This is a genomic window from Flagellimonas meridianipacifica (assembly GCF_003001695.1).
Taxonomy (GTDB): domain Bacteria; phylum Bacteroidota; class Bacteroidia; order Flavobacteriales; family Flavobacteriaceae; genus Flagellimonas; species Flagellimonas meridianipacifica.
Genome location: NZ_PVYX01000002.1, coordinates 1,325,221 through 1,338,829, shown reverse-complemented (window position 1 = coordinate 1,338,829; position 13,609 = coordinate 1,325,221). Strand labels below are relative to the sequence as shown.

9 protein-coding genes are annotated in these 13,609 nt (G+C 40.1%); 6 read left to right on the top strand and 3 right to left on the bottom strand.

What is annotated here, in order from left to right:
* Positions 1-52: 52 nt before the first annotated feature.
* Entirely contained in the window at positions 53-1,750 is a 1,698-nt protein-coding gene (ggt, locus tag CLV81_RS16160; protein WP_106146349.1) for a gamma-glutamyltransferase, read from the bottom strand.
* Between the two features lie 225 nt (positions 1,751-1,975).
* Between ggt and CLV81_RS16155 the strand changes: the two genes are divergently transcribed.
* On the top strand, positions 1,976-2,749 hold the full coding sequence (locus tag CLV81_RS16155) for a 3-keto-disaccharide hydrolase (protein WP_106147654.1): 774 nt from the start codon (positions 1,976-1,978) through the stop codon (positions 2,747-2,749).
* 71 nt (positions 2,750-2,820) lie between these two features.
* Here the strand turns inward: CLV81_RS16155 and CLV81_RS16150 are convergent, their stop codons facing one another.
* Both CLV81_RS16150 and CLV81_RS16145 read right to left on the bottom strand, forming a co-directional pair.
* Positions 2,821-4,209, bottom strand: a complete 1,389-nt coding sequence (locus CLV81_RS16150; RefSeq protein WP_106146347.1) for an SH3 domain-containing C40 family peptidase — start codon at positions 4,207-4,209, stop codon at positions 2,821-2,823.
* Positions 4,210-4,251: 42 nt separating this feature from the next.
* Positions 4,252-7,356, bottom strand: coding sequence for a WD40/YVTN/BNR-like repeat-containing protein (locus CLV81_RS16145; RefSeq protein WP_106146345.1), 3,105 nt, complete (start codon positions 7,354-7,356; stop codon positions 4,252-4,254).
* A gap of 295 nt (positions 7,357-7,651) precedes the next feature.
* Between CLV81_RS16145 and CLV81_RS16140 the strand changes: the two genes are divergently transcribed.
* From CLV81_RS16140 to CLV81_RS16120, 5 genes are all read left to right on the top strand, one after another.
* On the top strand, positions 7,652-8,476 hold the full coding sequence (locus CLV81_RS16140; RefSeq protein WP_106146342.1) for a PhzF family phenazine biosynthesis protein: 825 nt from the start codon (positions 7,652-7,654) through the stop codon (positions 8,474-8,476).
* A gap of 151 nt (positions 8,477-8,627) precedes the next feature.
* Positions 8,628-9,725, top strand: coding sequence for a sensor histidine kinase (locus CLV81_RS16135; RefSeq protein ID WP_158259138.1), 1,098 nt, complete (start codon positions 8,628-8,630; stop codon positions 9,723-9,725).
* Positions 9,718-10,434, top strand: a complete 717-nt coding sequence (locus CLV81_RS16130) for a LytR/AlgR family response regulator transcription factor (RefSeq protein ID WP_106146338.1) — start codon at positions 9,718-9,720, stop codon at positions 10,432-10,434. The genes CLV81_RS16135 and CLV81_RS16130 overlap by 8 nt, the downstream gene beginning before the upstream one ends.
* Positions 10,435-10,680: 246 nt before the next feature.
* Positions 10,681-13,089, top strand: coding sequence for a TonB-dependent receptor (locus CLV81_RS16125; RefSeq protein ID WP_106146336.1), 2,409 nt, complete (start codon positions 10,681-10,683; stop codon positions 13,087-13,089).
* A 91-nt stretch (positions 13,090-13,180) separates the two neighbouring features.
* Positions 13,181-13,570, top strand: coding sequence for a VOC family protein (locus CLV81_RS16120; protein WP_106146333.1), 390 nt, complete (start codon positions 13,181-13,183; stop codon positions 13,568-13,570).
* Positions 13,571-13,609: the final 39 nt, after the last annotated feature.

Below are 13,609 nucleotides of genomic sequence, written 5' to 3'. Positions count from 1 at the left end.
GATTTAATTATGTTATTGAAATAGTAAGTTTGATTTAATGTGGAAGCTAAATTCAGTAGCCTGCAGCCTGACCATCTTTCCTGGATTCTGATGCTCCTGAATACACCTTGTTTTCCAAATCAACACCAATAGCCTGATACCCACCAAACATACCAACACCGAATCCAATACGATGTCCTTTTTTGCGTAATTCCCTTAGGGTTTCAGAATCAAAACCACTTTCAAGAAACAAAGTTCCCCCGTTTGTCATTTTAGACCCAGTGGGTTGCGAACTTCCCCTATGACGCATTCTTGGTGCATCACCCGCTTCCTGCAGGTTCATTCCAAAGTCGATTACATTCATAACAATTTGTGCATGCCCCTGAGGTTGAACCGCTCCACCCATAAGACCAAAACTGACCCAAGGTTTACCATCTTTTGTAATAAAAGCAGGGATAATAGTGTGGAAAGGACGTTTCCCTGGCTCGAGGGCATTGGCGTGTTCCCTATCTTGGACATTAAACATTTGTCCACGGTTTTGGAGAACAAAACCTAATCCGTCAGGTACCATTCCGGATGCAAATTCAGAATAAATGCTTTGAATAAAGGAAACAATATTACCCTCTTTATCAGCAACGGTCAGGTAAGTGGTATTGCCAGTTTCAATTTCCATATCACCGGCAGGATAGGTGTCTGCAGCTTTATCAGGATTGATTAGGTTTCTTCTTTCTGTGGCATAATCGTCTGACAATAATGCTTCAATAGGAATTTTATTGAACTCAGGGTCGGCATAGAACTTGGCACGATCTTCATAGGCCAACTTTTTTGCTTCGGTAAGTACATGCAAATATTCAGCACTACCAAAACCCATACCGGCAATATCAAAACCTTCAAGAATGTTCAACATCTGGAGGGCCGCGGTACCCTGCCCATTTGGAGGAAGTTCCCAAACATCATATCCCCGATAATTGACTGAGACCGGCTCAACCCAATTTGAGGTATGACCTGCTAGGTCTTCATAACTTAAAAACCCGCCATGCTCTTTCATGTAGCCGTCAATGGTCTTAGCTATAGAGCCTTTGTAAAAGGCATCCCGACCTTCCTGGGAGATGAGTTCATAGGTATTTGCCAAATCGGGGTTTTTGAAAACCTCTCCCTTAATAGGAGGTTTACCTGATGGCATATAGGTCTCAGCAAAACCCGGCTGGTCCTTTAATCCTTCGTAATTTGAAGCCATTTCATAGGCAATCACTTCTGAAACTGGAAATCCGTCTTTTCCATAATTAATGGCAGGTTGCAAAATGTCTTTCATCGGAAGACGTCCGAACTTCTCATGAAGCATAAACCAGCCGTCTACACAACCTGGAACTGAAACGGGTAATGGACCATAAAACGGAACGTACTTCATTCCTTTTTCCATGAAATAATCAATAGACAAAGATTTGGGTGCCCTTCCACTCCCATTTAAACCATATAATTTTTCATCTTCTGCTGACCACACAATCGCAAAAACATCTCCACCTATCCCACAACTCGCTGGTTCTACAAGTCCCAGAACAGCATTGGCGGCAATGGCTGCATCAATGGCACTACCCCCTTTTTTTAAAATGTCCAAAGCAACCTGTGTAGCTAAGGGTTGGCTTGTAGCGGCCATTCCATTTTGTGCTAAAATTTCGGAACGAGTGGTAAAGGTTTCCCCGGTTAGTCTGTCTTGGGCATTTGTCACAAACGCAAAACCCAATAGGGCAATGACTGATGTCAAAAATTTCATTTTCAAAAGAGTCTTAAGTTAAATCAATGAAATGAAAACTTCGTGCTTATATTTTGACATTGATTTATGTTCTTAAATATAAGGGATAGTGAAACGAAATCGCCTATCCAGTCAAAAAAAATGGGTTTCATAAATGATTACTCTAAAATTAAATTCAATTGTCGTTGGTTGATTATGGGCGGAATTTGGAGTAACATTGTGACTACTGTGTCTAAATATCAAAAAATGAAACAGAGTTTCCTTTTAAATGTCTTGGTGTTTATCTTCTTTCTTGTGTCCTGTAGAGTTGACAAAAAATCAGAGGACCAAATTTGGCATACCAAGAAGTGGGTAAAGGAAAACCAAGTGCATAATCGATTGTTGGATGTTGAAAAAGAACAAGGATGGACATTGCTTTTTGATGGTGAATCCTTGAAAGGTTGGCATCTTTACAACAAGCCAGATTCTACCCAATTTTCCGGATGGCAAGTTAAAGAAGGGACCCTTTTTTGCGACGCCACTGACGAAACCAAGGTTTTTGGAGATTTGGTCACTGATAGGGAATATGAAAATTACGAACTGGTTTTTGATTGGCAAATGGCCATACGCGGAAACGGAGGGGTTTTTATCAATGTTCAGGAATCTCCTGAATATAGATCCACCTATCAAACAGGACCAGAGTACCAATTATTGGAACCAGCCCACTCGGATACGAATACTCCCCTAAAAAGACCAGGATGTCTTTGGGGAATTTCTCCGCAACTCAACCCTGCACAAGCTAAAATTACCGGACAGTGGAATACCTCTAAAATCGTGCAAAACGACGGAAAAATAGAGTTCTATCTCAATGGAAAACTAACTGCCAAAGAAGATTTGAAATCACGAGAATGGAGGGACAAAATTGCCAACTCAAATTTTAAGGATGCGCCCAACTTTGGCAAAGCAACACAGGGTAAAATTGCGCTTCAAAATTGGTATTTTGATTCATGGTTCAGGAATATTAAAATTCGAGAGCTATAAAAAATCAGGTGCAAGGATGATTGAACATTACCTTTCAAGCTAAACCATGAAGTAATTCCTAATTCTGGTCGTTAATCTTCAAGGATATTGGTCATGGCATACATTTCCTCAATCAGTGGAATAGTAACGTCATCATTTCCTGTGCCGGCATGAACCGAAGTTATTACTGACTCCCCTATGATATGTCTACCCCTAATACTTCCATCCTCATCTTGATGTAGTCCCTCTACAGGATATGTGCTTAGGTAATTGACAAGTTGGTCGTTTGAATAGGAAGTCTTCAAGCCCCAGATGGCATGAAGAATTAAAGGTTCCCCTTCCGGAGAGTCACCCACATACAGCATATTATGCCCTTTTTTCCTCAAGATTGTCAAAAAGGGTATTCCTTTTTCTTGTATCAACTTCACTTTTTCTTCCGTTGATTCAGGCAATTCATATTTATGTCCAACATCGATTTGGTCTCCTGAATCCCTAGGCAACCAAATTCTGTAAGAACCCAATAAATCGCGTATCATAGACGAACAATCTCTATTCTCCAAATTTCCTCCCCATCCGTAGGGTCTTTCAACCAAATTGGAAACCAGTTGTTTTAACGTTTTTTCGTTAAATAAAAAATTGCTGAAAGCAACAGCATCCTTGTTAATTTCTGCCTTTAGAATCCGAGCGTTTTGGTTTTCATTTGCATTGGTATAATACACTGTGACTTTACCAGGAGTATTGGAAACTTCCTCATACGGTAATACCATTCCAATTTTTGCATTAATTGCATAATTGGAATCGGAATTTTTGAGATTAACATTATCCGACAAGGGAAGACAAAAACTCTTCGAAGACCATTGTTCAATAAAGTCCTCATCAACAATAGCCATATCATGCATGGACACCCAGCCTTTGTAATAAGGGCTAATAACATAACCCCATTGCCTATCTTTCGAAGTATGAGCTATAAATACAGGTGTATTTGCCCATAAAGCTGTTTCCTGAAAGTAATCGAAAGGATAGCCCTCCCCCGCTTTAGAATAGGTGTCAAAACCAGGGCGATTTGTTGGAATTCTCCGCAAATCCGTGTGGGCAATTACTATTCCTTTTTTTTGAAAATTAGGGTAGGATAGAAAATCCACATTATTAACAACCTGTTCCCTTTGCCACTTCTTGTGGGGTTTTTTGTTCTCCCCGTACCATTCATCATCTTTTAGATATTTGTCCAAATAGGACAATTCTTTCCCAGGAAGTCTGTCCAAAGAAGAGAGCAAAGCATCTGGTGTTGATTCCCAAGGCACAAAAAATCGTTTAATAAACTCATTTCTTAGAGAATCCGGAATCTCAATATTCGCTTGTGGATATTTTATACTCTCATAAGAATAGGTTTTAACTTCTATGGCAACCTCCTTTTTGTATTCATTTTTACAACCTAATAGTATACAACAAATACACAAAATCAGAATTAAAAATGTGCGCACACTTATCTCTTTTTTGTTCCTTAATGAATTGTCAAAATCCTTTTATTCCCCAACTGAAATCTGAGGGATATTCGCCGTTTTATCGTTGATTCCTTTAATATTTGTATTGACTATTGCATTCAATTTACCAGTAGCTTCGTTAACCTCTCCTTTTAATTGTTCCAATCTTGATATCTGAGGTTGGGTAGGTTTCGCGAACGCGCTGTTAACCGCACGCATCAACGAGCGGATTTCTTCACGCAGTCTGGGTCTTTGCCGATATGTCATAGATGGAGGTGGCCTTTTCAGAATATCATCCTGCAAATCAGAAATATTGCCCATAGCGCTTTTAATATCTTCAAGTAAGGATTTGTCCATCCCAGAACCTTGACTATGTTCCAATTTATTTTTCAATTCCACCAATTGGGTTTTGTAGGTATTGGTAGTGTTAATCATTGTATTTGTTGTCGACAAAAGCCCTCGAAGTTCAAGCAATACTTTTGTTTTGGACTCATAATCTTGAGGGGTAAGATCCATTCTAGGATCTGAACGAACCTCAATTGGAGTTTCTAAAACTTCTCCATTCACTTTTAGTCGGGCAGTGTAGGTTCCAGGAGACGCCAAAGGATACATAGGACCGGAAAAGAATCCGCCTCCTTGGTCATTCTCCATTTTTGTGGCAGCCTCATGACCCAAATCCCAAACAATTCGGTTGATTCCTTTTTTCGCTGTGGAATCTTTCAACGTTCGGATTACTTCTCCCGAAACATCAACAATCTCAACCGTTGCTGTTTTCTTTTCTCCATCAGCAAGATAAAAGTTGATATTGGCTCCATAATCAGGGTTTTTAGCCTTATAATGACGGTCCCCCAGGTTTTCTATTCGCCAGAACATATGCCACTGTGTTGCTCTACGCACTGGAAAAAGATGGGTTGACTTTCCATTAGTATCTGCCATTTCTTGGAGCGGACGGATATCGTCCAAAACCCATGCTCCCCTTCCGTGTGTGCCTACAATTAAATCACGGTCTCTAGGTTGAATCCTAAGATCACGTACTGATACATTAGGCAAGTTGTTATTGATTTTGGTCCAAGACTGGCCTTTATCCCAACTAGCAAAAATGCCGTGCTCCATTCCCACATACAACAAATTAGGATTAATTGGGTCTTGACGTACGACTTTTACGTAATCATCTTGGGGTAGACCATTGCTTATTTTGGACCAAGTTCGTCCATAATCAGTAGTCATAAAGGCATAGGGTCTGAAATCATCCATTCGATGTTGATCTACAGTCACGAAGGCCGTACCAGCATCGTGTTCGGAAGCGTGAATTTTAGAGACCCAAGCAAAATCAGGCAGCCCTTTGATTCGGTCATTGAGTTTTGTCCATGTTACTCCCCCATCCCTTGTTAGTTGCACATTACCGTCATCGGTTCCAACCCATATAACTCCCGCTTCTACAGGTGATTCATCAATATAAAGGATGGTACAATGGAATTCAGCTGCGGTATTGTCTTGATAAATTTCTCCTCCTGAAGTTTTTTGTTTGGACTTATCATTGGTTGTAAGATCTCCGCTTATTTCTTCCCACGAATGTCCCCTATCGGTCGATTTGAAAACTACGTTTCCTCCCGTGTACACCGTATTGGTATCATGAGGGGAAATTAGAATGGGAGCATCCCAATTAAATCGATATTTATGGTCTTCGATGGCATCACCCGCTGAACCAATTATTTTTGGATAAGGATGTATGTTTCTCACGTTTCCATGACGGGAATCCACATGAAAGATAACACCTCCTTGCAGGTTGGCATAAACCTCATGTTCACTTCCAGGAATCGGCACAGCATAGTAACCATCGCCATAGGCAAGTCCTTTCCAATGCCTTTTCAATATTCCAGCAGAGTAAAGGGAATTACTTGGACCAACCCATGTACCATTGTCCTGCAATCCTCCATAAATGTTGTATGGGTCTTTGTTGTCAATGAAAATCTGATAGAATTGTGATAATTCCACATTGTTGATTATTTCCCAACTGTCACCTCCATCATGGGATATCTGATAACCACCGTCACTACCATTCAAAATTCGATTGGAGTTGGCAGGATCAATCCAAAGAGATTGATGGTCGCCATGTACTGTTGTGGCAATACGTTCCCATGTCTTGCCTCCGTCAACAGATCGACTTAGTCTACCAGAAATTGAAAAGAGAATATCTGGATTGTTTGGGTCTACCCTTACATCACTATAATAAAAAGGTCTGAAGTTTATATTTGGGTCATCATTGACCATGACCCAATTATCCCCCCTATCTTCCGACCGGAATGCCGTTCCTCCTCCCTGGAATTCCGTCATCAAATAGACAATGTTCGGCTGGCTCTGGGCAATATGAATTCCTGGTCTGGCCATTGGGGTTTCTGGCAGCCCATTCATTATTTTTTTCCAAGTTTTGCCGCCGTCCATCGTTCGATAAATGGCTGTTTCTTTTCCACCATCATCAAATCGCCAAGGCCTTCTTCTGAAGGTCCACATACCAGCATACATAATCCGTGGATTGCTCATATCCATAGCAATATCGGCGCAGCCTGTATCTTCGTCGATATATAGTATTTTATCCCAACTCTTACCCCCATCTGTAGTTTTGAACACTCCCCTCTCAGGATTTGCTCCCCATTCCTTTCCCAATGCACAGACACAAGCGATATCGGGGTCGTTGGGGTCAACAACTATACGTTTTATTCTTTCCGTTTCTTTCAAGCCAAGGTGGGTCCAACTCTTCCCAGCATCTACGGAACGATATACACCCCATCCATAACCCACACTGTTTCTGGGATCACCTTCACCAGTACCTACCCATAGCACGTTATGGTCTGAAGGTGCGATGGTGAGCGCTCCAATGGAATAAGCACGTTGTCCTTCAAAAATGGGTGTAAAATCCACTCCTCCATTGGTGGTCTTGAAGATTCCTCCATCTGCGCCGGAGACATAGAACGTACTTGCATCACCTGGGATACCATCGATATCGGTAACCCTGCCTCCCATGTTGGCAGGACCAATCGCTCGCCATTCATAGGATTTTAAAGCGTCTGCATATTTGTTTTCTTGGGAAAACATAGGAGTGGTAAATAGTAAAACCCCAACTAGGGAAAGTAAAACAGATAGTTTCATAGTGGTAGGAATTAGTCAGTTGAAAAATGTCTAACAAAATAACCAAAAACCTAGAGATATGGAAGGATTTGAACAAGGGTTATTTGTGTTCCATCCAGTCTAAAGTGTTTCTCGTAAGCCAGAAAGTATTCATACTAAAAGATTATAAATGCATTGCTCTATCATACAGTCATTGTTTTAACTCTTTAAATGAAAATAAAATCTCAGTTTTGTAAGTTGAGCGTTCTAAGCAAACTCGTATTTGAGGGCTAGACTACAATATGATTAACCTTTATATCGAACTAAAGAAAGTAAAATGCAAAACACTGGTAATTTCTTTGTTGTAACTACCTTTTCAAATGTTCTTTTTGAAGGTAACCCAACACCTGTATGCATTTTAGATTATGAAATAACAGATACAGCTATGGAAAGTTATGCCAAGGAATTTGGTATGCCGGTGGCGGTGTTCGTCCATAAACCAAAGTCTGAGGCCTACTATTCCATTCGCTATTTTACAGTTAGGGGGGAAATCCCTGCTTGTGGACATGGTACCTTGGCTGCTGCCGATGTATTGTTCAATCGTTTTGGAGTGCATGGAAGCAACATCACTTTTAGGACTATCGAAGGAATCGATTTGAAAGCTTCAAAAGAAAAGGATGTAGCCTACATTGAATATCCAAGATATGGGTTAAAGGATTTTGATATCACTTCCGCTTTGATGGAGGCCTTGAACATCGATGCATTTCAAACACATTTCTTCTGTGAGGAACTAGAATCTTTGTTCATTGAATTAGAAGAAGAAGAAAACGTAAGACAGTTACGTCCAGACTTCCATAAGTTGAAAAACAGCTCAAAACTTTTAAAAGAGGTGGTGGTCATGTGTTCTTCCCAAAGTGATACGTATGATTTTACGCTTCGTTCCTTCTGTCCTTGGATTGGCATAAATGAGGACCCTGTTACCGGTTCCATACACTCTGTTTTGGGACATTATTGGGGAGAAAAGTTGAAAAAAGACAAATTAATAGCCTATCAAGCCTCCGAGCGCGGGGGAAAAATATACGTCTCCCCCTTGAAAAACTCAGTGAAGCTTGGTGGAAATGTGAAATTCATGTTTGAAGGAACCCTTCACTTGGAATCCTAATGTGAGTGCCTTCTGTAACCTTCTATAATTAATGATTTAAGTAAAATCTCAAGGCTGGATTTTTGTACCGACAAATCAATCGTTCGTACCAATGATTCCCGATTTCGTACTTTTTTTAGTTCAATACAGAAGAAGTATAGTAAATTTCGCCATGCTCGATATTACTAAGACATATACTGAATGGAGCTTGGAACGAGTTTCCAGGCATTTGTTCTATTGGTTGGCATGGCTGTGCTTTTATGTCGTTGTCAACGAAGGGGCCTTTGAAAATGGGGATTATAGCTCTTGGGTGTATTTTGAGCTTTGTGTGCTTCCCATTAAACTCTCTTTTACTTATTTTATTATCTACCACCTCTTTCCAAAATACATCGTAAAGAAAAAATATTATGCCTTTTTCATTAGTGTCGCACTACTCTCCTTTATTGGTGGACTTTTGTTCCGAGCGGTGGATTTTTATTATATAAGTAGGTATTTGGTAACTGCTGAGTCTTTTCTGGATAAAATAGACGGCACTCAATTCTGGACCTTTCATATTGCCTATAAAACCATTGATTTACTTTTTGTGATTTCTTTAGTATTGCCCATTAAGCTAATTCAGTTGCAGACCCGACAACAAAAAAAGGCCCAAGAGGTTTTTATGCAAAAATTGGAAACCGAATTACAGTTTCTTAAACATCAATTGCAGCCGCATTTCTTGTTCAACACCTTGAACAATCTTTACGCCATGGTCATTACAGGAGATTCCAAATCGGGTGATGTGGTCATCAAATTATCTGAAATGATGAGTTACATGCTTTATGACTCAAACGTAAGATTCATAGATTTGAACAAAGAGCTTGAAAACTTGGAAAACTATATAGCCTTAGAAAAGCTGCGCTATGGAGAGGAACTTGAAATTTATTATAATGTAGTGGGCAAGCATGAGGGGTTCCAAATCGCACCTCTTATATTGATTTCATTTGTTGAAAATGCCTTTAAACATGGAGTGTCCAAAGACCTGAGCCGAAGCTGGATTAAAATCAATGTACAGGTCACTGAAGATACGTTCTCCTTTACGGTAGAGAACACAGTTCACGATGAAGCCTCAAACAATGGCGAGGTAAGGGTAAAGAGTGGATTTGGCCTTGCTAATGTAAAAAAGAGGTTGGAGTTGATCTATGGCGATGCGCATGCCTTGGAAATCCATAACGGCGACACTTACAAGGTTGACCTAGAACTAACTCAAAAAATGGACCTTACCTATGTTTAAATGTATTATCGTAGACGATGAACCTTTGGCCATAAAAGTTCTAGAGACCCATCTTAAAGAATTCAGTGATTTCAAGCTTGTGGGAAGCGCTAGAAATGCATCCAAGGCATTTGAACTTTTGGGAAAATCACAAATAGATGTAATGTTCCTTGATGTGGAAATGCCCAAAATGGATGGTATTTCGTTCCTAAAAGCATTGAAAGATGCCCCTATGGTTATTCTTACTACTGCACACAGAAATTTTGCCTTGGAAGGCTTTGAGCTGGATGTAGTGGATTATCTTTTAAAGCCCATATCATTGGACAATATGATGAGGGCGGTAACCAAGCTAAGGCGTTTACAACGTGAAGAGCCCCTACTAAAGGCCGAGGAAAGCTATTCCCTGGTGAACGAGCCTTTTATTTTTGTGAAAAGTGAACGGGAAAACGTAAAAATCGAGCTTCACGAAATCATATACATAGAAAGTCTCAAGAACCATGTCAAAATTGTGACTAAAAAGAAAAGTTATGTGACACTGGTCAGCATTAGTCAAATGGAAGCAAGGTTGCCCAATAATCTGTTTTTACGTGCCCATAAATCCTATTTGGTAGGGGTGTCTCATATCACCAACTATACAAATACCTATCTTACCCTTGACCGAAAGTCCATTCCCATTGGGAAAATCTACAAGGACAAGGTATTGGAGCGATTGAGCCCCAATAACATTTAGTGTTCCAAATTCTAGGTGAAGTATTGAATTTTCAATGGTTTTTAGGGTATTCATTTTCAGTAAATACCTAGGGCAATTGTTGTGCTTGAAAAAGTAGCCGGCCATCTTTAAAAATTGACGCCACAAAACATAATGAACTGAAAAACAGATTTATCTGTTTGTATCAATAAACCAGTAGTTGGGCATTTTACAGAATTTTTAGGGGTAGTACAGATTTAGTTTTGGTCAAAACAAAAATCAGTACAAATGAAAAGAATAGTAGCGGCACTCCTTTTACTTTATGTATCCATTAGTAGTGCCCAGAACAGTATCTCCGGAACCGTGGTTGACCAAAATCAAGAACCGCTTCCCTTTACAAATGTTTTGCTTTTGAATGCCGAAGATCCTAGATTAATCACTGGGGCCATAAGTGACGAAATGGGAAGGTTCATTTTGGAAACAACCCAAAACGGTACCTTTTTTCTAAGGATTACATCCATTGGTTTTTCAGATTATGACTCCCCTATCTACGAATTGGATGGCAGAACCGAAATTAGAATTGAAGAACCTATACAATTAGCTGAAGATGTTCAGCAATTGGATGAAGTAGAGCTTGTCGGCAGGAGAAATTTGTATGAAAGACAGCCCGACCGTACAGTGGTAAATGTACAAAGCAGTTCCATTAATGCTGGGGGTTCTGCCCTATCCGTTATTGAGACATCTCCAGGCATGACCGTGAACCGAGTAAATGGTGTAATTGGAATGTTGGGCAAAGAGGGAACAGCTGTTTACATCAATGGAAAACGCACCAGAATGTCGGGTGGTGCTTTGGTTCAATTGTTGGACGGACTTCCAGCTTCAAATATTGAAAAATTGGAACTCATCAATAACCCACCTGCCAGTTTCGACGCAGAAGGAACCGCTGGTGTCATTAATATCATTCTTAAACAAGATAATCTTAACCAAGGTTGGAGCGGTACTGTTGTCGCAAATACAGGATACGGGGACGATATTAAGTATGGAGCTTCAGCAGATGTCTTTTACTCTGGAAAAAAGTTGAGCTTCTTCACCTCTATAAGCAACAACAACGATTACAACGAACAGCCCACTTTTATCGATAGAGCGTATACCTTGGACGGCAATCGTTTTAGGGAGGACTTAAACAGCGCTCGCGACGCATTTACTGGATTGACTCAATTGCGATTAGGAGGAGAATACGAGTTCTCCGAAAAAACAGCTTTGGGGGGTGAATTTAAAATTCGTAAAAATGCTTGGGATTTGGATGCATTCAGTGAAACCGTAGGTACAGAAAATGGAAACAGATTATTCACGGAAGACTTGAGGAGTACTGAAATAAACGATTGGACCCATGTTTTGACAAGCATATTTCTTGACCAAAAAATAGGAGAAAACTCTACTCTCGGATTTGAATACGACTACTTGGGTTATGATAACGAAAATGATGCTACCTATGACGAAGTCAGAACGGAGAATGAAGTGGTTAGCAACAGGTCTTTCATTTCAGAAGCTGAAACGGATGTAGAATTTCATGTGGCCAAGGCTGATTTTAATACCTCTTTGGATGAAAGTACGACTTTGGGCTTTGGAGTAAAGGCCACTATTTCAAGTTTCACCAATGATGTTTCAGTATTTGATTTTTCATCTGGAGAACCTATCATGGACGAGACCTTATCCCAAATTAGAAACTTGGATGAAGATATCTGGGCAGCCTACGTGGACTTGAATTTTAAACTTGGTGAGAAAACAGATGTGAATGCAGGTTTACGGTATGAGTATACCGACTCCAACTTAAGCACCGTGGGGGAAGAGAATGACATTGTACTGAACCGTGGACAGTTTTTCCCAAGTTTACGAGTGTCACATAGGCTAAATGAGAACTGGAACACCTCTTTTTCCTATGGGGAACGAATTACGAGACCTAATTTCAATACGCTTTCACCAGCCTTTTTCTTTTTCAACTCGACGACCATTGTTACTGGTAATCCAGCGATACGACCTGTTACGGCCAGGTCATTTTCATACAGCTTAGGGCATAAAAGGAAGCAACTAACCTTTCAATTCACGGACGAAAGAAGTCCAAACGCCTGGGGGACACCTAGCTTCTCGGAAGACTTTAGCACCACAACCTTGATTCCACAGCCCATTGAGGACAGAAAGCTGTTTAGTGCTACCCTCTCCTTTCCAGTGAAATTGTTACCTAAATTGACCTCTAACCATTCCATTAGTGGTCTTTGGCAACACGAAGTTCCTATCTATGAAGGCATATCCTTAACCCGCAACAACTGGTACATAAATGTGAACAGTAATTTTCAATATCAACTTTCATCAAAACTTACTGCTGATTTTTCAGCCAACTATATCTCTCCAAGAATTTTAGGACTTTCTGGTAGTGATGCGGCGATAGGTTTGAATTTGGGAGCATCCTATCGTTTTTCCGATAGATGGCAATTGTCTTTTTCCTTTAGGGATATATTGGATAGAAATTCGTTTCTACAATTCGATTCAGATATTCCTGAGAATGATGCTAATTTGGATTGGATATACCAATCGGAAGGTAATATCGGTTCGCTTTCCCTTCGCTACAATTTTGGAACAGGCTCAAAAAGAAAAGAACGAGGATATGGTTCTGAGGATGAACAAAAACGGGTGAATTAATTCCTATGTTTTTTAGGACTTACCATAAATTTGATGAATTGATATCGTATTGTAAAGAGTAGCGCAATAGCAAATAATTAGTAATCATAACATGAAAAAAATAGACAGACTTTTTGTAAACATTTGTTCCAACAATGTATCGGATAGTAAGAGTTTTTATACCAAACTGTTTGATTTTGATGTTCAATTCGATAGTGACTGGTTTGTTCATTTGGTTTCAAAGGGTGAGAAACTAGAACTTGGAATCATCGACAGAAACAGTGATTTGGTTCCCGAACAATATCGAGATAATCCACAAGGGTTTTACCTCACCTTTGTTGTAGTCGATGTTGATGCAATCTTTGAAGCCGCTAGCCAGGAGAACCTTGAGATATTGGCTAAGCCAGAAAATACCTTTTACGGGCAAAGACGGATGTTATTGAAGGACCCCAGTGGAGCTCTCGTCGATATATCTTCGCCAACCGTTCATTTGGATGAGTAATGGACTTGACAAGGAAGTGATTGTAGCAATCTCTTAATA